The 20,072-nt window shown below is 69.7% G+C and carries 20 protein-coding genes; 15 read left to right on the forward strand and 5 right to left on the reverse strand.

What is annotated here, in order from left to right:
- Nucleotide 1 precedes the first annotated feature (1 nt).
- The 3 genes from B9D87_RS02660 to B9D87_RS02670 are packed head-to-tail and all read right to left on the reverse strand — an operon-like array spanning nucleotide 2 to nucleotide 3,315.
- Nucleotides 2–1,087: an LLM class flavin-dependent oxidoreductase gene (locus B9D87_RS02660; RefSeq protein ID WP_007774427.1), complete on the reverse strand. Its 1,086-nt coding sequence runs from the start codon at nucleotides 1,085–1,087 to the stop codon at nucleotides 2–4.
- Between the two features lie 21 nt (nucleotides 1,088–1,108).
- Entirely contained in the window at nucleotides 1,109–2,353 is a 1,245-nt protein-coding gene (locus B9D87_RS02665; protein WP_040631645.1) for an LLM class flavin-dependent oxidoreductase, read from the reverse strand.
- Nucleotides 2,354–2,388: 35 nt separating this feature from the next.
- Nucleotides 2,389–3,315 carry an LLM class oxidoreductase gene (locus tag B9D87_RS02670; RefSeq protein WP_007774425.1) on the reverse strand — a complete coding sequence of 309 codons (927 nt, stop codon included), beginning with the start codon at nucleotides 3,313–3,315 and terminating at the stop codon, nucleotides 2,389–2,391.
- A 199-nt stretch (nucleotides 3,316–3,514) separates the two neighbouring features.
- Here B9D87_RS02670 and B9D87_RS02675 point away from each other — a divergent pair, with 199 nt between their 5' ends.
- The 9 genes from B9D87_RS02675 (at nucleotide 3,515) to aroQ (ending at nucleotide 13,086) form a co-directional block, all read left to right on the forward strand.
- Entirely contained in the window at nucleotides 3,515–4,726 is a 1,212-nt protein-coding gene (locus tag B9D87_RS02675; protein WP_007774423.1) for an acyl-CoA dehydrogenase family protein, read from the forward strand.
- Nucleotides 4,727–4,736: 10 nt separating this feature from the next.
- Nucleotides 4,737–6,329 (forward strand): ABC transporter substrate-binding protein, encoded by a 1,593-nt coding sequence (locus tag B9D87_RS02680; RefSeq protein ID WP_007774421.1) that lies wholly within the window; start codon nucleotides 4,737–4,739, stop codon nucleotides 6,327–6,329.
- 4 nt (nucleotides 6,330–6,333) lie between these two features.
- A complete protein-coding gene (locus tag B9D87_RS02685; protein WP_007774419.1) occupies nucleotides 6,334–7,296 on the forward strand; it encodes an ABC transporter permease in 963 nt (320 codons plus the stop codon).
- Nucleotides 7,293–8,126, forward strand: coding sequence for an ABC transporter permease (locus tag B9D87_RS02690; RefSeq protein WP_007774417.1), 834 nt, complete (start codon nucleotides 7,293–7,295; stop codon nucleotides 8,124–8,126). The genes B9D87_RS02685 and B9D87_RS02690 overlap by 4 nt, the downstream gene beginning before the upstream one ends.
- Nucleotides 8,127–8,142: 16 nt before the next feature.
- Complete coding sequence (locus tag B9D87_RS02695; RefSeq protein ID WP_007774416.1) at nucleotides 8,143–9,753, forward strand: ABC transporter ATP-binding protein; 1,611 nt, start codon at nucleotides 8,143–8,145, stop codon at nucleotides 9,751–9,753.
- Nucleotides 9,754–9,825: 72 nt separating this feature from the next.
- A complete protein-coding gene (gene aroC / locus B9D87_RS02700) occupies nucleotides 9,826–11,031 on the forward strand; it encodes a chorismate synthase (RefSeq protein WP_007774415.1) in 1,206 nt (401 codons plus the stop codon).
- Complete coding sequence (locus B9D87_RS02705) at nucleotides 11,031–11,555, forward strand: shikimate kinase (RefSeq protein WP_007774414.1); 525 nt, start codon at nucleotides 11,031–11,033, stop codon at nucleotides 11,553–11,555. The genes aroC and B9D87_RS02705 overlap by 1 nt, the downstream gene beginning before the upstream one ends.
- Complete coding sequence (gene aroB / locus B9D87_RS02710; RefSeq protein ID WP_007774413.1) at nucleotides 11,552–12,643, forward strand: 3-dehydroquinate synthase; 1,092 nt, start codon at nucleotides 11,552–11,554, stop codon at nucleotides 12,641–12,643. The genes B9D87_RS02705 and aroB overlap by 4 nt, the downstream gene beginning before the upstream one ends.
- The gene (gene aroQ, locus B9D87_RS02715) at nucleotides 12,640–13,086 is read left to right on the forward strand and encodes a type II 3-dehydroquinate dehydratase (RefSeq protein WP_007774412.1); all 447 of its coding nucleotides are present in this window, start codon (nucleotides 12,640–12,642) and stop codon (nucleotides 13,084–13,086) included. Before aroB ends, aroQ begins: the two co-directional genes overlap by 4 nt.
- On the opposite strand, the gene B9D87_RS02720 is transcribed toward aroQ, so the two are convergent.
- On the reverse strand, nucleotides 13,083–13,793 hold the full coding sequence (locus B9D87_RS02720; protein WP_174320962.1) for a B-4DMT family transporter: 711 nt from the start codon (nucleotides 13,791–13,793) through the stop codon (nucleotides 13,083–13,085). The two genes, aroQ and B9D87_RS02720, sit on opposite strands and share 4 nt — an antisense overlap.
- 33 nt (nucleotides 13,794–13,826) lie before the next feature.
- Between B9D87_RS02720 and B9D87_RS02725 the strand changes: the two genes are divergently transcribed.
- The 6 genes from B9D87_RS02725 to B9D87_RS02750 all read left to right on the forward strand — a co-directional run bounded on the left by B9D87_RS02725 (nucleotide 13,827) and on the right by B9D87_RS02750 (nucleotide 19,765).
- Entirely contained in the window at nucleotides 13,827–14,936 is a 1,110-nt protein-coding gene (locus B9D87_RS02725; RefSeq protein WP_007774410.1) for a M24 family metallopeptidase, read from the forward strand.
- 55 nt (nucleotides 14,937–14,991) lie between these two features.
- A complete protein-coding gene (locus B9D87_RS02730) occupies nucleotides 14,992–15,216 on the forward strand; it encodes a hypothetical protein (protein WP_007774409.1) in 225 nt (74 codons plus the stop codon).
- 126 nt (nucleotides 15,217–15,342) lie between these two features.
- Complete coding sequence (gene efp / locus B9D87_RS02735) at nucleotides 15,343–15,906, forward strand: elongation factor P (RefSeq protein WP_007774408.1); 564 nt, start codon at nucleotides 15,343–15,345, stop codon at nucleotides 15,904–15,906.
- Nucleotides 15,903–16,406 carry a transcription antitermination factor NusB gene (nusB, locus tag B9D87_RS02740; RefSeq protein ID WP_040631374.1) on the forward strand — a complete coding sequence of 168 codons (504 nt, stop codon included), beginning with the start codon at nucleotides 15,903–15,905 and terminating at the stop codon, nucleotides 16,404–16,406. The genes efp and nusB overlap by 4 nt, the downstream gene beginning before the upstream one ends.
- Nucleotides 16,403–16,804, forward strand: coding sequence for a hypothetical protein (locus B9D87_RS02745; RefSeq protein WP_007774405.1), 402 nt, complete (start codon nucleotides 16,403–16,405; stop codon nucleotides 16,802–16,804). The genes nusB and B9D87_RS02745 overlap by 4 nt, the downstream gene beginning before the upstream one ends.
- A gap of 96 nt (nucleotides 16,805–16,900) precedes the next feature.
- Nucleotides 16,901–19,765, forward strand: a complete 2,865-nt coding sequence (locus tag B9D87_RS02750; RefSeq protein ID WP_040631372.1) for an aminotransferase class I/II-fold pyridoxal phosphate-dependent enzyme — start codon at nucleotides 16,901–16,903, stop codon at nucleotides 19,763–19,765.
- A 4-nt stretch (nucleotides 19,766–19,769) separates the two neighbouring features.
- Here the strand turns inward: B9D87_RS02750 and B9D87_RS02755 are convergent, their stop codons facing one another.
- Complete coding sequence (locus B9D87_RS02755) at nucleotides 19,770–20,033, reverse strand: hypothetical protein (RefSeq protein WP_007774401.1); 264 nt, start codon at nucleotides 20,031–20,033, stop codon at nucleotides 19,770–19,772.
- Nucleotides 20,034–20,072: the final 39 nt, after the last annotated feature.

Here is a 20,072-nt window from a genome sequence, read left to right on the forward strand (position 1 = left end):
CTCAGTGCGGGACGGCGGTGGGGCGCAGCAGCGGCAGCAGCTGGTCGCCGAGCCTGACCGTCTCCGACTGGTACGGGGTGTCCGACAGCACGAAATGGGTGACCCCGAGATCGGCGTATTTGCGCAGCGCGGCGGCGACTTCGGCGGCCGAGCCGACCAGCCAGGTGGTCCCGGCGCCCTCCCCGCCGTACTTGCTCGGCGTCGTGTACAGGCAGGAATCGACCACCTCGCTGCGCCCGGCGAGGTCGTTGAGCCGCCGCTGGCCCTCGGACCCGGCCGGGTCGTGCAGCAGCAGCATGGTCGGCGTGCCGGCCAGCTTGGCGACCTTCGCCTCGGCGTCGCGCCAGGCCTGCTCGGAGGTGTCGCGCACCAGCGTCGTCACCCGCAGGCCGAACTCGAGCGGCGCGTGCTCGCGACCGAGCTTGTGGGACAACGACTTCAGCCGGTCGATGCGCTCGGCGATGCCGTCCAGCGACTCGCCCCAGAACAGCTGGACGTCGGCGTCGGTCGCGGCGACCTGCTCGGCGGCCGCCGATGCGCCGCCGAAGTAGAGCTTCGGGTAGCGGCCGTCTTCCGCACCCAGCGGGCGCGGCTGCAGCGTCGAGTGTTCGACGCCGAAGAACTCGCCCCGGAAGGTGACGTCGTCCTCGCTCCACAGGCGGCGAACCAGCCGGATGAATTCGCGGGTGCGGTCGTAGCGGCGGCCCTTGTCGACTTCGGTGTCGCCGTACGCGGCCAGATCATCGGCGCCGCTGACGACGTTGATCAGCAGCCGGCCGCCGTTGAGCCGATCCAGGGTCGCCGCCGCACTGGCGAAATGCGCCGGCTGCCAATACCCGGGCCGCACCGCCACCAGCGGGGCGAAGTTGGTGGTGCGCGCGGCGATCGCGGTCGCGACGGTGAAGGTGTCCGGCCGTCCCCAGCCGGTGCCGATCAGCGCGCCTTCCCAGCCGTGTTGCTCGGCGCGCAGCGCCAGATCGACCGAATAGTCCAGGCTTCCCCAGCCGTCGACGGTGTCGTCGCCGCGATGGCCGGGCTCGACGGTATTCGGTATGTACCAGAGAAATTGACCCTTATCGGCGGGCACGGTGCACCTTCTCTCTTGGGTTCACGCGGCGGCGACGTACCGGTCGCCGGTGAGCCGTTCGCGCAGCGTCTTGTCCGTGTACGAGGTGCGGAAGAGCCCGCGGGACCGCAGAATCGGCACCACCTCGTCGACGAACACCTCCAGACCGTCGGGGAAGACGTCGGGCATCAGGTTGAAGCCGTCGGCGGCACCGGTTCGGAACCACCGCTCGATGGTGTCGGCCACGTCGACCGGCGACCCCACGATCACCCGGTGGCCCGAGCCGCTGAACTCGCGGAGGGTCTCCCGCAGCGTCAGCCCGCGGCCGGTCACCAGACGCACGACCGACTCCCGAAAACCCAGCGAGCCAACGAATTTCGACGGGTCCGGCACGGCCCCCAGCAGCTGCGGGGGGATGGGCTCGTCCAGCGGAAGTCCCGACAGATCCGCCCCGAGGGTCTGTGACAACCGCTCAACGTCGTGGCCGGCGGGCAGGAGCTCGTTCTGCTCGTCGTAGCGCCGCTGCGCTTCGGCGCGGCTGCTGCCGATGGTGGTGATCAGTCCTGGCAGGATGCGTACCGCGTCACGGCCGCGACCGTGCGCCACGGCGGCGTCCTTGACGTGGCGGTAGTGCTCGATACCGGCGTCCAGGTCGAGTTCCGCGCTGAACACCGCATCCGCGACCCGGCCGGCCAGGTCCCGGCCCTGCGGCGACCCGCCGGCCTGCACCAGCAGCGGATGCCGTTGCGGGGAGGGGCCCTGCGGCAACGACCCGGTGACGCCGAAGAATTCGCCGCGGTGGTCGATGCCGCCCCCTCCGGCCGCGGCGTCGCGCCACAAGGCCAGCACCACGTCGACGAACTCCGCGGCGCGCCGGTATCGGGTCTGCCGGTCGGGCAGGTCGGCGAGACCGAAGTTGCCGCCGGCCGCCTCGGAATACGTGGTGACGACGTTCCAGCCGAGGCGCCCACTGGAGAGGTGATCGAGGCTGAGCAACCGGTGCGCCAGCTCCACCGGGTCGTTGAATGTCGTGGACAACGTTCCGATGAGCCCGAGATGCTCCGTCTCTGCCGCGACAGCGGCCAGGATCACGCTCGGCTCCAGGGCCTGTGACGGGCGCAGAGCCGGGTGATCGCGCAAGGCGGGCCCGTCGGCCAGGAACAGCGCGTCCAGGGTTCCGCGTTCGGCGATCTCGGCCATTCGCACGTAGTACCCGGGATCGGTGAACGCGGCGGGCGCCTCGGTCGACCGGCGCCACGATGCGGTGTGAATGCCCAGGTTCAACACGTTGACGTTGAGCGTCAGCCGGCGCTCGTGGCTGCTCACAGGCGGGCTCCCGCATTCGGGGCGCCGTCAAAGGCGCGGCGGTGTGCCGACAGGTCGGGGACGGCGGGCGCGGGTAGCCGAAGCTGCTGTCGCAGTGTGCCGGCGCGGGGTGTGGCCACAACACCCCGTCGTTGCGCCGCGGCGACCACGTCGTCGAGCACCGCTGTCAGGGAGTCCGGTGGCACCCGCAACAGCACGCCGCGGACGCCCGGCGTGGCCGCCACCCGATCCAGCGCCGCGTGATCGACCGACCGCACGCGGATGACGGCGCCGTCCGGGACAGGCTCGCCGTCCTCGACGACGACCACGTCCGGGTGCGCAGTGGGGGCACCGGCCTGCTGCCACACCGGCGGGTCGCCGTGCGGCGAACCGGGCACGTTCAACGGCCCGGCGATGCGATAGGTGCCTCGCACGTCGGCCCGCCGAATCTGTGCGGCGTCGGCGAAAACGCCGGCCTCGCTGTCACCCACCAGCGATGCATGGGGCCATGTGCGCCACAGCGTTCGCACCGCCTCGATCGCCGCCGCGGTGTGCGCCGGGCCGAGGGCGGCGCCGGTCCAGGTGTCGGCAACCGCGTTGAGCCCGATGCGCCGGTCTGCATCGAGGGCGAACCAGCCGACGCGCCCTGGCGCGGCGTGCTCGACCGACAGCAACCGGCGGGCGAGGTTGTAGGGGTGGTCGCGATGCGCGGACGCGGCCACGACCAGGCCCAGCCTGGTGCTGTGCCGGGCCGCGACGGTGGCGATCAGCGACGCGTCCAGGGCGGAGGCACCGAGCGGTTCGTTGCGGTCGGCGCCGATCACCCAGTAGTGCACACCGGCGGATTCCAGGCGATGCGCCAGCCCGGCGACGCCCCGCACGGGCGGCTGGTCGCCGATCCCGTCGCCGGCGACCTCGATCCCGACGGACAGCGTGACAGGCATGAGTCACGACGTTACGTGCGGGCACGCGCGACGCAACCGGCGCGTGCAACGCCGACTCGAAGATGGCTGACCACACGCCATTCCACTTAAAAATTGTGACGCTATAAACCGTTGTCGGCATAGTGGGCGGCGCATAGGTTTTGGGGCTGGCTGCCGTGGATCGCCGCGGCACGGACCCATCCGGAAGGCTTTGTCACACATGTCCGTTGGAGTTCACCGCCACGACACACCCGCAGGCCCGCAGGTGATCGGCGACGCGCTCGCCGAGATCGCCGCGGACTATCGCCTGCGGTTGGCCGACGGGGGAACCGAACCGCCGCTGCGTGGGCTCAAACTCATTCGCGACCATCGGCTGGGCGCGGTGCGATTGGCCCGCGAACTCGGCGGTGCCGGCTTCACGGTGCCGGAGTTCTTCGACTTTCTCGTCACGCTGGCCGCCGCCGACCCCGACCTGGCGCACATTTTGCGGATCCATTACGCGCTGGTCGAGGAGCTCCAGGTCAAGCCCGGACGCGTCGGCAGCGACCGCTGGATCGCCGTGGTGGCCGAGGGCGGATTGATCGGGGGCGCCAACGCCGAACAGAGCCAGAAGTCCGTGGGCGGCACCAACCGCGACACGCGGTTGGTGGCCACCGAGGACGGGTTGCGGTTGCGCGGCAGGAAGTTCTACAGCACCGGCGCGCAGTTCTCCGACTACCTGCGGATCACCGCGCAGGACGATGACGGCGCCCCGACCGCCGTTGTGATTCCGGTGGACCGGGCCGGCGTCGAGCACCTCGACGATTGGGACGGCATCGGCCAGCGTCAAACCGGAAGCGGGACAACGGTCTTCAATGATGTCTCGGTCGCGGCCGATGAAGTCTTCCCGCTGGGCGCCACCATCGGGGTGAACCGCGCCCGGGGTGCGCTGGTGCAGCTGTACCTGCATGCGGTGGCCGCCGGCATCCTGCGCAGCCTGACGGCGGATGCTGCGGCGCTGGTGCGTGGGCGGCGCCGCACCTACACCTTTGCCAGCACCGACACGCCGACCGCCGACCCGCAGTTGCTGCAGATCGTCGGCGAGATCGACGCGGTCGCCTACTCCGCGCAAGCGCTGGTGCGCAGCGCGGCGGCCGACCTCGCACCCGCGCTGGAGGCCGCGCGCGGCACCGGGATCGATCCCGAATTGGAAGCCGCGGCGTCGATCGCCGCCGCGCGGGTCAAGGTTGCGATCCAGGAGCCCGCGCTGCGGGCGGCGTCCCGCGTTTTCGACGCCGGGGGTGCGTCGGCCGTTCAGGCCTCGGCGCTGCTGGACCGGCACTGGCGAAACCTGCGAACGCTGTTCTCGCACAACCCGACGATCTACAAGGCGCGGGTGCTGGGCGACATCGCCGTCAACGGCACGGCGCTGCCCGACACCAGTTTCTTCTGACGCGGCCCGGATGTCGAAGGCAGCGACGCGCGCGGCGATGCTGGGCGTGGTCTTCTCCCTCGTGGTGGCGGGGTGTTCGAGCCACCGGCACGCTCCCAGCACCGGGCCCACCGGGGCGCCGGTGCGCGGTGGCACGTTGACCTACTCCGATGTCCAGTTCGTCACCGACACCATGGCGGCCAACTACAGCGCGAACAACCTGATGTTCCAGGTGCTCGACCGGGTGGTGTACGTCGACCCGAAGACCGACACGGTGCACGGGTGGCTGGCAGAAGCCTTCTCGCGCAACCAGAACGCCACCCGGTACACCTTCACGATCCGCGACCGGGTGACATTCAGTGACCGGACACCGCTGACCGCCGAGGTGGTGAAGGCGAACTTCGACCAGCTCGGCAAGGGCGACCCGGGCAAGAAGATGCCGGCCTTCGCCGATTTCGTGGGCTACGACCACAGCGAGGTCAGCGGAAACGTCGTGACCGTGTTCCTCAACCGGCCCAATACCAACTTCTACAAGGTTTTGTCCTACAGCCGCGCGGGGATCCGCGCGCCGTCGACGCTGGCCCTCGATTACCAGCGCCAGGCCAAGATCGAAAATGTCGTCGGCTCAGGGCCGTTCGTTTACCAATCGCAGATTCCCGACCAACAGGTGGTGCTCACGAAGCGCCCGGATTACGCGTGGGCGCCGTCGTCGTGGCCGAACCGGGGGGCCGCCTATCTGGACAAGGTCGTCTTCCGGGTGATCGCCGAACCGGGCCTGCGTGCGGGTGCGGTCCAGTCGCATCAGGTGGACGTGGCCCGCGGGATCCAGCCGACCGACGAACCCGCGCTCAAACAGGGTGGACTGCAGGTGATCTCGGTTGCAGCACCCGCCGAGACCGCGAACCTGGTCGGGTTCAGGATCAACGACCAGGTCGTCAACGACGTGCGGGTGCGCCGGGCGCTGCAGTTGGGCATCGACCGCCAAGCGGTGGTGGATACGGTGCTGTCGGACAGTTATCGGGCAAGTGATTCCGTTCTCGGCCACGACGACCCACTGTTCGCCAACGTGAGCGCCGACATCGGATACGAACCGGAGCGGGCGGCCAGCCTGCTCGATGCGGCCGGATGGCGACCCGGCAGCGACGGTGTGCGCGAAAAAAACGGTAAGAAGCTGAATTTGACGCTGGCGGCGTCCAACCAGAGTGTGGTGTTCCGCCCGGCGTTCGAGTTCATCGAATCGCAGTGGCGAGAACTGGGCGTCGTCCTGCAGAACCGGGCGGGTGATACGACGTTCTTCAACGCCTCCAGCAGCCAACAGTCGACTCCGCTGTTCGGCACCCGAATTCAATACAACATCGGCCTGGGCCTGCTGTTCGGCCGCCCGAAGAGCAACCTGACATTCGCCAAGAACGACGATCTGATCGCGCTATCGGAGGAAGAGCTCAAGGAGACCGATCCGGCCCGGCTCAAAGACATCGTCGCTCGCGAACAGCGCAAGATCATCGACGACCAGCTGGCGTTGGTGCTCTGGGACGAGGTGCAGGTTCACGCCGCCGCGCCGAATGTCCACGTGGAGTTCACCCGCTACACCGAGCCGTTGCTGCAGAGCGCGTGGAAGGCCTGAGCCGATGGTCACCTACATCGCCACCCGGGTCGGCCAGTCGGCGATCGTGCTGCTGGTGGCCTTCACGGTCGTCTTTTGGGGGGTCAGCATCCTGCCGACCGATCCCGCGGCAATCTTCGTGGCCAAGGGCGAGGGCTATTTCAACCCCGACATCGTGACCCAGGTCAGGGCGTTCTACGGCTATGACCGGCCGTTGTGGGTGCAGTACTTCTCGCAGCTGAATCAGGTGCTGCACGGGCATTTCGGCTTTTCGCTGTCCAGCGGTCAGTCCGTCACCGATCGCATCGGCGGGGTGATCGGCGAGACGGTGAAGTTGGCGGCCACGGCAACCGTGTTCGCGCTGCTGTTCGCTGCCGTTATCACGGTGCTGGCGACCACGTGCGCGCCGGTGCGGTCGTTGGTGCGCGCGATTCCGCCGCTGTTCGGCGCCATTCCGACGTTCTGGCTGGGATTGGTTGTACTGCAGGTTTTTTCGGTGCAGCTCGGGCTGATATCGCTGTTTCCGGACGGATCTGTGACCTCGCTCGTGGTCGCGGCGCTGGTGCTCGCGGTGCCCATCTCGGCGCCGATCGCGCAGGTGCTGGGCAAGAACATCGATGCCACACTGGCGCTTCCGCACATCAACACCGCGCGCGCCAAGGGCGGCACACCCGGGTGGGTGATCCGCAAGCACGTGCTGAAGAACGCCGCCGCGCCGGCGCTGACCGTGACCGCGACGACGGTGGGTGCGTTACTGGGTGGCTCGGTGGTCACCGAAACCGTGTTCTCTCGTTCCGGTTTGGGTGCCGTCCTGCTGCAGGCGGTTTCCAACCAGGACATCTCGCTGATCCAAGGCCTGGTGCTGCTGACGGCGGTGGTCATCGTCGCGGCGAATCTCGTGGTCGACTTGATCTATCCGCTGCTGGATCCGCGCGTCACCAAGCTGCAGCGCCGCGGCTTCACCACCCGGCTGGGCAGGTTCGGTTGAGCGCGGTCGCGGCACCCGCCCGCCGCGAGCGGCGTTCGGCGTCCTGGTCGGTGCGGCTGTCCGCGGCCTTACTGATCCTGGTCGCCGCATGGGCGGTCGCTCCCGGGCTGTTTACCGGCCGAAACCCGTTGAAGGGAAAGTCCGTTGACAAGTTTCAGCCGCCCAGCTCGGCGCACTGGTTCGGCACCGACCATCTGGGCCGCGATGTGCTGACGCGGGTCATCTACGGGACTTCGCACACCATCGCGACGGCCGGGCTGGCGGTGGCGGTGGGACTGCTGATCGGCAGCGTCGTCGGCGTCCTCGCCGGCGTATCCGGGCCGGTCGTCGACGCGGTCGGCATGCGATTTGCCGATGTGCTGCTGGCGCTGCCGGGTTTTCTGGTGTCCGTATGGATCGTCACCGCCTACGGTCCGGGCCCGCTGTCGGTTGGCATCGGTGTGGGCATCGGTTCGATCGCGGTCTTCGCCCGGGTGTTTCGCGCCGAGGTGCTACGCGTTCGGGCGCTGGACTATGTCGAGGCGGCCTTCCTGTCCGGGGAGACCCGCTGGTCGGTGATCCGCCGCCACATCGTCCCCAACGCGGCGGGGGTCGTTATCGCCCTGACCGTCATCGATCTCAGCAGCGCGATCTTGTTGATCTCGGCGTTGGGTTATCTCGGCTACAGCGCCCCGCCGCCGACACCGGAGTGGGGGCTGCTGGTCGCCGAGGGCCGCCGCTACCTGGCGACCGCGTGGTGGCTCACCACGCTGCCCGGCGCCGTCGTCCTGCTGGTGATCCTGGCGCTCGGTGTGGTGAGCCGCCGGGCGCTGACGTCCAACCGGATCTGAACGGAAGGAACACACCGTGGCCCCACCGCTGCTCGACGTGTCCGGCCTCACCGTGACCTACCCGGGGGATCCGCCCAAGGTGGCCCTCGACCACCTCGATCTGGCGGTGGCAGCGGGAGAATTCGTCGCCGTGGTCGGCGAATCCGGTTCGGGCAAAACCACTTTGGCGAACGCGGTGCTCGGGCTGCTACCGCCGGCCGCGACGATCACCGCGGGGTCGCTGGCCATCGGTGGCCGCCACGCGCTCGGCCTCAGTGAGCGCCAGTGGTGCGGGCTGCGGGGCAGCACCGTCGGATTGGTTCCGCAGGATCCCGGTACGTCGCTGAACCCGGTGCGCACCATCGGATCTCAGCTCGCCGAGGTCTTCACCCTGAAAGGGGAGAGGCTCTCCCGGCGCCAGATCCGGCAGCGCTGCGTCGACCTGTTGGACCGGGTCGAAATCGACCGCGCCGCGCAACGGCTGAAGCAGTATCCCGGTGAGCTGTCCGGGGGGATGCGTCAGCGCGTGCTCCTGGCGATCGCGTTCGGTCTCAATCCCGAGCTGCTGATCGCCGACGAGCCGACGTCCGCCCTCGATGTGACCGTCCAGCGCCACGTCTTGGCCGTGTTCGACCGGCTGGTCGCCGAGCACGGCACCACCGTCGTCTTCATCACCCACGACATCGGGGTGGCCACCGATCATGCGTCGCGCATCGTGGTGATGCGCGACGGCGCCGTCGTGGAAGATGCCGCGGCCGACGCGATCGTCGCGGCGCCGCGCACCGAGTACGCCGCGCACCTGATCCGTCGGCTCGGGGCACAGCAGCCGGACGTCGCGCACGCCGGTTCCGAAGACGTCATCGAGGTCGCCGCCGTCGCCAAGGAGTTCCGGGTCGGCGCCCGGGACACGCACACCGCCGTGGCGGACCTGACCTTCACCGTCCGGCGCGGCGAGACGCTGGCCTTGGTGGGGGAGTCCGGGTCGGGCAAGTCGACGACCGCGAAGATGATCGTCGGCCTGCTCAAGCCCAGCCGGGGGACGGTTTCTGTGCTGGGCCGCGACATCGCCTCGCTGTCGGCGCGGGGACGGCGCGAGCACTGGCAGGACATCCAGTTCGTTTATCAGAACCCCGGTTCGGCGCTCGACCCCCGATGGACCGTCCGTCAGATCCTGGAGAGCCCGCTGCGCTCCTACGGGCTGGCCGACAGGGGTCGGCGGGCGCTGCGTATCTCGGAGGCGATGGCCGGCGTCGGGCTGAGCCTGGACAAGCTCGACCGGCGGCCCGCCGAGCTGTCCGGCGGTGAATGCCAACGCGTCGCGATCGCCCGCGCGCTGGTGGTGCGACCGCAGATCGTGCTGCTCGATGAACCGCTGTCGGCGCTGGATGTCGTGACGCAGGAACAGATCATCGGCCTGCTGCAGCGGCTGCAGGAGGAGCTGGGCCTGACGTATCTGTTCATCTCCCATGACCTGTCGGTCGTCCGGCGGGTGTCGCATCGCGTCGTGGTGCTGCGGGCGGGACGGGTGGTGGAACGCGGGGACACCGCGGCGGTGTTCGCGGCGCCGGCCGCGGAGTACACCCGCGCGCTCGTGGACGCCGCCCCGGGCCGCCGGTTGGCGCATCTGGCGCTGTCCGCCTCCGGATAGTGGCCGCACCCCACTACCGCCGCGGGCTGCGCGAATCGGCTTTTCGGAAGTCGACATGGGAAGATGGGACCCGTGTTGCGTTGGATCACTGCTGGGGAGTCGCACGGCCGCGCGCTGGTGGCCGTGCTCGAAGGCATGGTCGCCGGTGTGGAGGTCACCTCCCTCGACATCGCCGAACAGCTGGCCCGTCGTCGTCTCGGTTACGGCCGCGGCGCCCGGATGGCGTTCGAGCGGGACGCGGTGAGCGTGCTGTCCGGGGTGCGGCACGGCGTCACCCTGGGCGGGCCCATCGCCGTCGAGATCGGCAATACCGAATGGCCGAAGTGGGAGACCGTGATGGCCGCGGACCCGGTCGACCCGGGCGAGCTGGCGGACAGCGCGCGCAACGCGCCGCTGACCCGGCCGCGGCCGGGCCACGCCGACTACGCGGGCATGCTCAAGTACGGCTTCGACGACGCCCGGCCGGTGCTGGAGCGGGCCAGCGCCCGCGAGACCGCGGCGCGCGTGGCGGCCGCCACCATCGCCCGCGCGTTCCTGCGCCAGGCGCTCGGCGTCGAGGTGCTCTCGCACGTCATCTCGATCGGGCCGTCGGCGCCCTACGACGGCCCGCCGCCCGGCCCGGCCGACCTGCCCTCGATCGACGCCAGCCCGGTGCGCGCCTTCGACAAGGCCGCCGAGGAGGCGATGATCACCGAGATCGAGGCCGCCAAGAAGGACGGCGACACGCTCGGCGGCGTCGTCGAGGTGGTGGTCCTCGGCCTGCCCGTCGGGCTGGGCTCGTTCACCAGCGGGGACAACAGGCTGGACAGCCAGCTCGCGGCCGCCGTCATGGGCATCCAGGCCATCAAGGGCGTCGAGATCGGCGACGGCTTCGAGACCGCACGCCGCCGCGGCAGCCGCGCCCACGACGAGATGTACCCCGGGCCCGACGGCGTGGTCCGCTCGACGAACCGCGCGGGCGGCCTGGAGGGCGGCATGACCAACGGCCAGCCGCTGCGGGTGCGTGCCGCGATGAAGCCCATCTCCACGGTCCCGCGGGCGCTGGCCACGGTCGACATGGCGACCGGCGACGAGGCCGTCGCGATCCACCAGCGCTCGGACGTGTGCGCGGTGCCCGCCGCCGGCGTGGTGGTCGAGGCCATGGTGGCGCTGGTGCTGGCGCGGGCCGCGCTGCAGAAGTTCGGCGGCGACTCGCTGGCCGAAACCCGCCGCAACCTGGAGTCCTACCGGCAGGCGGTCGCCGAGCGGGAGGCGCCGGCCGCCCGGGGTACCGCGTAATGGCTCCCAAGGCCGTCCTGGTGGGTCTGCCGGGGTCGGGCAAGTCCACCATCGGCCGGCGGCTGGCCAAGGCCCTCGGCGTCGACTTCCTGGACACCGATGTGGCCATCGAGCAGCAGACCGGGCGCCGCATCGCCGACATCTTCGCCACCGACGGCGAGCCGGAATTCCGCCGCATCGAGGAGGACGTGGTGCGCGCCGCGCTGGCCGGCCACGACGGCGTGGTGTCGCTCGGCGGCGGCGCCGTGACCAGCCCGGGGGTGCGCGAGGCGCTCGCCGGTCACACCGTCATCTATCTGGAGATCAGCGCCAGCGAGGGCGTGCGCCGCACCGGCGGCAACGCCGTGCGCCCGCTGCTGGCCGGCCCCGACCGCGCCGACAAGTACCGCGCGCTGCTGGCCGAGCGCAGCCCGCTGTACCGGCGCGCGGCCACCATCCGCGTCGACACCAACCGGCGCAACCCCGGAGCGGTGGTCCGCTACATCGTCTCGCGGTTGCAGGCTCCCGCCGGGGCGGCCACATGACCCGCAACGGCGATCCGGTCACCATCGAGGTGGCCGTCGACCCCCCCTACCCGGTGATCGTCGGCACCCGCCTGCTGGGTGAGCTGGACGAACTGCTCGGCGGCCGGCACAAGGTGGCCATCGTCCATCAACCGGTGCTGACCGAGACCGCCGAGGTGATCCGAAGCCGGTTGGCGGACAAGGGCGTTGACGCGCACCGCATCGAAATCCCGGACGCCGAGGAGGGCAAGGACCTCCCGGTGGTGGGCTTCCTGTGGGAAGTGTTGGGCCGCATCGGGATTGGGCGCAAGGACGCGCTGATAAGCCTCGGCGGCGGCGCGGCCACCGACGTCGCCGGATTCGCGGCGGCCACCTGGCTGCGCGGCGTCGACATCGTGCATGTGCCGACCACGCTGCTCGGCATGGTCGACGCGGCCGTCGGCGGCAAGACCGGGATCAACACCGACGCGGGCAAGAACCTGGTCGGGTCGTTTCATCAGCCGCACGCCGTCCTGGTCGACCTCGACACGCTGCAGACGTTGCCGCACAACGAACTTGTGGCCGGGATGGCCGAAATCGTCAAGGCGGGATTCATCGCGGATCCGGTGATCCTGGACCTCATCGAGGCGGACCCGCAGGCCGCCGTCGACCCGTCGGGTGACGTGCTGGCCGAGCTGATCCGCCGCGCGATCGCCGTCAAGGCGGAAGTGGTGGCCGCCGACGAGAAAGAGTCGGAGCTGCGCGAAATCCTGAACTACGGTCACACTCTGGGGCACGCCATCGAGCGTCGCGAGCGCTACCAATGGCGGCACGGCGCCGCGGTGTCGGTGGGGCTGGTCTTCGCCGCCGAGCTGGCCCGGCTGGCCGGCCGCCTCGACGACGCCACCGCCCGGCGGCACCGCACCATCCTGTCCGCGCTCGGCCTGCCGGTCAGCTACGACGCCGACGCGCTGCCGCAGTTGCTGGAATACATGGCGGGAGACAAGAAGTCACGGGCCGGGGTGTTGCGTTTCGTGGTCCTCGACGGCCTGGGCAAGCCGGGCCGGATGGCCGGCCCCGACCCGTCGCTGCTGGCGGCGGCCTATGCCGGACTCGCGGAGGCGTCATGACCACGACGGTGAACGTCATCAACGGACCCAATCTGGGCCGGCTGGGCCGGCGCGAGCCGGACGTGTACGGCGACACGACCCATGGCCAGATGGCGGCGCTGATCGAGCGGGAAGCCGACGCGCTCGGCCTCAAAGCCGTTGTGCGGCAAAGCGACAGCGAAGCCGAATTGCTGGACTGGATTCATTCCGCGGCCGACGCCGGCGAGCCGGTGATCCTCAACGCCGGCGGCCTGACCCATACGTCGGTGGCGCTGCGCGACGCGTGCGCGGAGCTGAGTGCGCCCCTGATCGAGGTGCACATCTCCAATGTCCATGCGCGCGAAGAGTTCCGGCGACACTCCTACCTCAGCCCGGTCGCGACCGGAGTGATCGTCGGGCTGGGGGTGCAGGGCTATCTGCTCGCGCTGCGCTATCTGGCCGGGGAGCCCGGCGCCGGCGGCTAGCCCTTGTCGTGTTCGGTGCCCGGCTTGGTGTGCTCGTCGCCGGTGCGGATCACCTCGGTCTTCGGGTCGTCCTCGGGCTTGGCGATCGTTTCGGTCGGTGATTCGGTGGTGGCCACCGAGTCGGTGGGCGCCTCGCGCTCGGCCGTGGCGACCGCCGCGGTCCGCGCCTCGGCCTGGGCGCCGGACGTCTGCGCCGGGATCTCCCCGGTGGGGGCGTCGTCGGCGCGCACCGCGGAGAACACGTCGGTGTCGGCCCGGTCCTCGTCGGTGCCCGGCCGGCGCGGCGGGGGATTGCGGTCCACCCGCCAGCGCCCGATGGTCACGCCGATGATGCCGGGCAGGAAGACGCACAGCGCGGTGAAGGCCGCGAACGTCGTCACCTCGTTGAGCAGCCCGCCGGTGTACAGGCCGTTGTAGACGAGCGCGATCAGCCAGGAGACGGCCCCGCTGAGCACACCGGCCACCAGCCCGGCCAGCAGCCATGTCATCGCCAGGTCGCCGCGACGATCCGGATCCGGGTTGTCGATGGCGTCGCGGCGGCCGTCGAGAACCCCCCACACGGCCACACCGATGACGAACAACAGCAGCAGCGTCACGCTGAACAGGGTGGCCTGCGTCTGCCACGCGTTGATCAGTGCACCTTGGAACAATCGGACGACGACCATCGCCGCGGCGTAGACCAATCCGCGCAGCATCCAGTTACTCATGGCCCAGAAGCGTAGCGAGTACCGTCAAGACCTGTGACACATTCACAGCGTCGAGACAGGCTCAGAGCGCGACTTGAGGCCAGCGGATTGGATGCGCTGCTGGTCACGGACCTGGTGAACGTCCGTTACCTCTCCGGTTTTACCGGGTCCAACGGCGCGTTGCTGGTGTTCGCCGACGATCGCGGCCCCGTGCTGGCCACCGATGGCCGATACCGGACCCAGGCCGCCGAGCAGGCGCCGGACCTCGACGTCGCCATCGAGCGGGCGCTGGGGCGCCACCTGGCCGCGCACGCCGCCGCGGCCGGCGCGCAGAAGCTGGGCTTCGAAAGCAACGTGGTGACCGTCGACGGATTCGACGCCCTGGCCCGCGAGCTACAGGAGCGGAAGGCGACCACCGAGCTGGTCAAGGCCGCCGGAACCGTCGAGGCGTTGCGCGAGGTCAAGGACGCCGGCGAGGTCGCCCTGCTGCGGCTGGCGTGCGAGGCCGCCGACGCGGCGCTGACCGACCTGGTGGCGCGGGGCGGCCTGCGGCCGGGGCGGACCGAACGCGAGGTCAGCCGCGAGCTGGAGGCCCTCATGCTCGACCACGGCGCCGACGCGATTTCGTTCGAGACCATCGTGGCCGCTGGGCCGAATTCGGCGATCCCGCATCATCGCCCCACGGACGCGGTGCTGGCGGGCGGCGACTTCGTCAAGATCGACTTCGGTGCGCTGGTCGGCGGCTACCACTCCGACATGACCCGCACCTTCGTGCTCGGCAAGGCCGCGGACTGGCAGCTGGAGATCTACCAGCTGGTCGCCGACTCGCAGCGGGCCGGCCGGGAGGCGCTGCACGCGGGCGCCGACCTGCGCGAGGTGGACGCAGCGGCCCGCCGGGTGATCGCCGACGCCGGCTACGGCGATCAGTTCAGCCACAGCCTGGGCCACGGCGTGGGGCTGGAGATCCACGAGGCGCCGGGCATCGGCGCCACGTCCACCGGCACGTTGCTGGCCGAATCCGTGGTGACCGTGGAACCCGGCGTCTACCTGCCCGGCCGCGGCGGCGTGCGCATCGAGGACACGCTGGTGGTGCCGGACGAAACCCTCGGCACGCCCCCGGAACTGCTGACCAAGTTCCCCAAGGAGCTCGCCGTTTTGACGTAGCCGGACGTCGCTGGACGGCTTTGCCGGGGTTGCGCGCCCGAGTACAGTCGGGTGCGTGAACGGGGTGGCACGGGGTTTGGCGCGCCTGCGGGATTTCCGGTGGGACATGTATGCCCAGCCCCTTCGGGAGATGCGGCTGGAGATGCAGATCGTCTACTTCGCGATCCACATGCCGTTCGCCAGCGGGGTCACGCTGCACGTCCCGCTGCTGACGATGATCAAGCCGCTGCCGTCGCCGGACGAGCACGCCGCGGTCGGCCCCGAACACGTCCACCACTAACGGCGTTTCGCGCGTCACGGCCCGACCCCGGCCCGCGGGGCGCGGTCGCGGAGCGCTCTAAACTGGCCGACAAGTTACAGACAGTTCCGTAGCGACTGTCCAACGTCTGAGGAGATATACCGAACCGTGGCAAGCACTGCCGATTTCAAGAACGGACTGGTGCTGGTGATCGACGGCCAGCTGTGGCAGATCGTCGAGTTCCAGCACGTCAAACCGGGCAAGGGCCCGGCCTTCGTGCGGACCAAGCTTAAGAACGTGCTCTCCGGCAAGGTCGTCGACAAGACGTACAACGCCGGCGTGAAGGTGGAGACCGCCACCGTCGACCGGCGCGATGCCACGTACCTGTACCGCGACGGCTCGGACTTCGTGTTCATGGACAGCGAGGACTACGAGCAGCACCCGCTGTCCGAGTCGCTGGTCGGCGATTCCGCGCGGTTCCTGCTGGAGGGCCTGCCGGTGCAGGTGGCGTTCCACAACGGCGCCCCGCTGTACCTCGAGCTGCCCGTGTCGGTGGAGATGGAGGTCACGCACACGGAGCCGGGCCTGCAGGGCGACCGGTCCAGCGCTGGCACCAAGCCCGCCACCGTGGAGACCGGTGCCGAGATCCAGGTGCCGCTGTTCATCAACACCGGAGACAAGCTGAAGGTCGACACGCGCGACGGCAGCTACCTGGGGCGCGTCAACGCGTGAGCAGACCCGTGCGGGGACGCCACCAGGCCCGCAAGCGCGCCGTCGACCTGTTGTTCGAGGCCGAGGCCCGCGGGCTGAGCCCGGCGGAGGTCGTCGACGTCCGCACCGGGCTCGCCGAGACGAACCCCGAAGTCGCGCCCCTGCAGCCGTATACGGCCGCGGCGGCCCGGGGCGTCGGCGAACACGCCGCGCACATCGATGACCTGATCAGCTCGCATCTGCAGGGCTGGACGCTGGACCGGCTGCCCGCCGTGGACCGCGCCATTCTGCGGGTCGCGGTGTGGGAGCTGCTCTACGCCGACGACGTGCCGGAGCCGGTCGCCGTCGACGAGGCCGTCCAGCTGGCCAAGGAGCTGTCCACGGACGACTCACCGGGTTTCGTCAACGGGGTGCTCGGCCACGTCATGCTGGTGACACCGCAGATCAGGGCCGCCGCCCAGGCGGTCCGCGGCGCGGTGGGTTCCGACACCACACCGGAGGACCACGGACCGCAACCATGACCCGGCTGGAGCTGCGCCTGCTCGTGGCGGCCATCCTGGCCGCGACGGTGGTGCTGGGTGCGGTGATCTGCGCCGCCTTCGGCCTGGCCATCGTGGCCTCGGTGCTGGCCATCTACGCGCTGGGGGTGGGCGCGTGGCTGTATCACTGCGCCGAACGGGTGGCCGTCGCCCGCCGCATCAGCACGGTCCGTTCGGCGGCCAGGCCGCTGCAGCCGCTGCTGCCGGTGATGGCCGCGATCATGGGGCTGACGCAGGGCGTGGTGCGCTCGCTCAGCGACGTCACCGAGTCGCCGGTCCGTCGCCTCGAGCTGCCCATGCTGCGGTGGGCGGACGGCGCGCGGGGTAATCGGCGCCCGCGGGGCGAGGTCGTGGACGGCGACGACGAGGCGGATCGCTGAGCAAGCTGAGGTGAAACGACCACGAGGCGTGGCGCCGCGGGTTCACAATACGAGCGGCACGTCAGCGGCGGCGATCCGAGAAGAACAGGTGAGGTCATGATTCGATACAGCACCCAGCCGCGACGACTACGAGTGTCCGCACTGGCGGCCGTCGCCAACCCGTCCTACGCCCGCGTCGACACCTGGAACCTGCTGGACGACGCCTGCCGTCACCTCGCCGAGGTGGACCTCGCCGGACTGGACAAGACCCACGACGTGGCGCGGGTGAAGCGCCTGATGGATCGCATCGGCGCTTACGAGCGGTACTGGCTGTACCCCGGTGCGGAGAACCTGGCGATCTTCCGGGCCCACCTGGAGAGCCTGTCCACGGTGCGGCTCACCGAGGAGGTCTCGCTGGCCGTGCGGTTGTTGAGTGAATATGGTGACCGCGCAGGGCTTTTCGACACCTCCGCGCCGCTGGACGACCAGGAGCTGGTCGCCCAGGCCAAGCAGCAGCACTTCTACACGGTGCTGCTCGCCGACGACGCCCCGGGCACCGCCCCGGACAGCCTGGCCGAGTGCCTGCGCGCGCTGCGCTGCGCGTCCGACGACGTACAGTTCGAGATCCTGGTGGTGCCCAGCGTCGAGGACGCGATCACCGCGGTGGCGCTGAACGGCGAGATTCAGGCCGCGATCATTCGCGACGACCTGCCGCTGCGTTCCCGGGACCGGCTGCCGCTGATGAACACACTGCTGGGGCCCAACGAGGATGCGGACGGGGTCATTCCGGATCGGGCCAACGACTGGGTGGAGTGCGGCGAGTGGATCAGGGAGCTGCGGCCCCACATCGACCTGTATCTGCTGACCGACGAGTCGATCGCGGCCGGCGATGACACCGAGCCCGACGTCTACGACCGCACGTTCTACCGGCTCAACGACGTCACCGACCTGCACAGCACGGTGCTTGCCGGGCTGCGAAACCGCTACGCCACACCGTTTTTCGACGCGCTGCGCGCGTATGCCGCCGCGCCGGTAGGCCAGTTCCACGCCCTGCCCGTCGCGCGCGGCGCCAGCATCTTCAACTCCAGGTCGCTGCAGGACATGGGGGAGTTCTACGGCCGCAACATCTTCATGGCCGAAACGTCCACCACCTCCGGCGGCCTCGACTCGCTGCTGGATCCGCACGGCAACATCAAGAAGGCGATGGACAAGGCCGCCAAGACGTGGAACGCGGACCACACCTACTTCGTCACCAACGGGACGTCGACCGCCAACAAGATCGTCGTGCAGTCGCTGACCCGGCCGGGCGACATCGTGCTGATCGACCGCAACTGCCACAAGTCGCACCACTACGGCCTGGTGCTGGCGGGCGCCTATCCGCTGTACCTGGACGCCTATCCGCTGCCGCAGTTCGCGATCTACGGCGCGGTGTCGCTGCGCACCATCAAGCAGACGCTGCTGGACCTGGAGGCGGCCGGACAGCTGCACCGGGTGCGCATGCTGCTGCTCACCAACTGCACCTTCGACGGCGTGGTCTACAACCCGCTGCAGGTCATGCAGGAGGTGCTGGCGATCAAGCCGGACATCTGCTTCTTGTGGGACGAGGCGTGGTACGCGTTCGCCACGGCCGTGCCGTGGGCCCGGCAGCGGACCGCCATGGTGTCCGCCGAGCGCCTGGAGCAGATGCTGGCCTCGCCGGAATACGCTGCGGAATACCGGAAGTGGGCCGCCACCATGGACGGGGTCGACCGGTCGGAGTGGATCGAGCGCGAGCTGATGCCCGACCCGGCCACCGCCCGGGTGCGCGTCTATGCCACGCACTCCACGCACAAGTCGCTCTCGGCGCTGCGGCAGGCGTCGATGATCCACGTGCGGGACCAGGATTTCAACGCGCTGACCCGGGATTCCTTCGCTGAGGCGTTCCTGACGCACACGTCGACCTCGCCGAATCAGCAGCTGCTGGCGTCACTGGACCTGGCCCGCCGGCAGGTCGACATCGAGGGCTTCCAACTGGTCCGGCAGGTCTACGACATGGCGCTGGTCTTCCGGCACCGGGTGCGCAAAGACCGGCTGATCAGCAAATGGTTCCGCATCCTCGACGAATCCGACCTGGTGCCAGAGGAATTCCGGGAGTCCTCGGTGAGTTCCTACCGCGAGGTCAGGCAGGGGGCGCTGGCCGAGTGGAACGAGGCCTGGCGCTCCGACCAGTTCGTGCTGGACGCGACGAGGGTGACCTTGTTCGTGGGGGCCACCGGGATGAACGGCTACGACTTCCGCGAAAAGATCCTGATGGAGCGGTTCGGCATCCAGATCAACAAGACGTCGATCAACAGCGTGCTGCTGATCTTCACGATCGGCGTCACCTGGTCCAGCGTGCATTACCTTCTCGACGTGTTGCGAAGGGTGGCAACCGATTTCGACCGCATCGAGAAGGCGGCCAGCGTCGCAGACCGGGCGCTGCAGGAGCGTCACGTCGAGGAGATCACCGAGGATCTGCCGCATCTGCCCGACTTCAGCGAATTCGACGTGGCGTTCCGGCCCGTCGACGAGTGCAACTTCGGCGACATGCGCTCGGCGTTCTACGCCGGCTACGAGGAGTCCGACCGCGAACACGTGCTGATCGGCATGGCCGGGCGGCGACTGGCCGAGGGCAAGACCCTGGTGTCGACGACCTTCGTGGTGCCCTACCCGCCGGGCTTCCCGGTGCTGGTCCCGGGCCAGGTGGTCTCCAAGGAGATCGTCTACTTCCTGGCCCAGCTCGACGTCAAGGAAATCCACGGGTACAACCCCGATCTCGGGCTGTCGGTCTTCACCGAGACCGCGCTGGCCCGCATGGAGGCGCAACGCAACGCAGCGATGGCGGCGGTGGGCTCGGTGACGGCGGCCTTCGAGCTGCCGGCGGACGCATCGGCGACCAACGGCGCGCGCAACAACGGCGCCGACGACGCCCCGGCCGTTCCGTCGGTCGCGGACAGCGGCTGACCGATCAGCCGGCCGTCGGAGCCGGATGCGCGCCGCACGTGGTGCGGGCCGAGGTCTGCGGTGCGCCCGGCGACCAGTCGGCGATGCCTTGCCGGATCCCTTGCAGGAGCGCGTCGCGGCCCGCGGGAGCCGTCTGGTTGCAGCTCGAACTGAGGGTGCTGAACGGACTCGGGTCGGCGCCCGCCGGCGCCGCCGCCAGGGCACCGGAGCCGACCATGACTGCCGCGCTGACCAGGATTCGTGCGATCGCACGATCGATACGACGCATAGGGCGTGCAGTACTGAACATGACGGTCCCAGGCTAGGA

It is taken from the genome of Mycobacterium colombiense CECT 3035, from assembly GCF_002105755.1.
Taxonomy (GTDB): Bacteria; Actinomycetota; Actinomycetes; order Mycobacteriales; family Mycobacteriaceae; genus Mycobacterium; species Mycobacterium colombiense.

Excerpts from the sequence above, each read along its gene's own strand:
- B9D87_RS02670 (WP_007774425.1), bottom strand. The coding sequence starts at position 3,315 with ATGCCTGTCACGCTGTCCGTCGGGATCGAGGTCGCCGGCGACGGGATC.
- B9D87_RS02675 (WP_007774423.1), top strand. The coding sequence starts at position 3,515 with ATGTCCGTTGGAGTTCACCGCCACGACACACCCGCAGGCCCGCAGGTG.
- B9D87_RS02680 (WP_007774421.1), top strand. The coding sequence starts at position 4,737 with ATGTCGAAGGCAGCGACGCGCGCGGCGATGCTGGGCGTGGTCTTCTCC.
- B9D87_RS02685 (WP_007774419.1), top strand. The coding sequence starts at position 6,334 with ATGGTCACCTACATCGCCACCCGGGTCGGCCAGTCGGCGATCGTGCTG.
- B9D87_RS02705 (WP_007774414.1), top strand. The coding sequence starts at position 11,031 with ATGGCTCCCAAGGCCGTCCTGGTGGGTCTGCCGGGGTCGGGCAAGTCC.
- aroB (WP_007774413.1), top strand. The coding sequence starts at position 11,552 with ATGACCCGCAACGGCGATCCGGTCACCATCGAGGTGGCCGTCGACCCC.
- aroQ (WP_007774412.1), top strand. The coding sequence starts at position 12,640 with ATGACCACGACGGTGAACGTCATCAACGGACCCAATCTGGGCCGGCTG.
- B9D87_RS02720 (WP_174320962.1), bottom strand. The coding sequence starts at position 13,793 with ATGAGTAACTGGATGCTGCGCGGATTGGTCTACGCCGCGGCGATGGTC.
- B9D87_RS02745 (WP_007774405.1), top strand. The coding sequence starts at position 16,403 with ATGACCCGGCTGGAGCTGCGCCTGCTCGTGGCGGCCATCCTGGCCGCG.
- B9D87_RS02750 (WP_040631372.1), top strand. The coding sequence starts at position 16,901 with ATGATTCGATACAGCACCCAGCCGCGACGACTACGAGTGTCCGCACTG.
- B9D87_RS02755 (WP_007774401.1), bottom strand. The coding sequence starts at position 20,033 with ATGCGTCGTATCGATCGTGCGATCGCACGAATCCTGGTCAGCGCGGCA.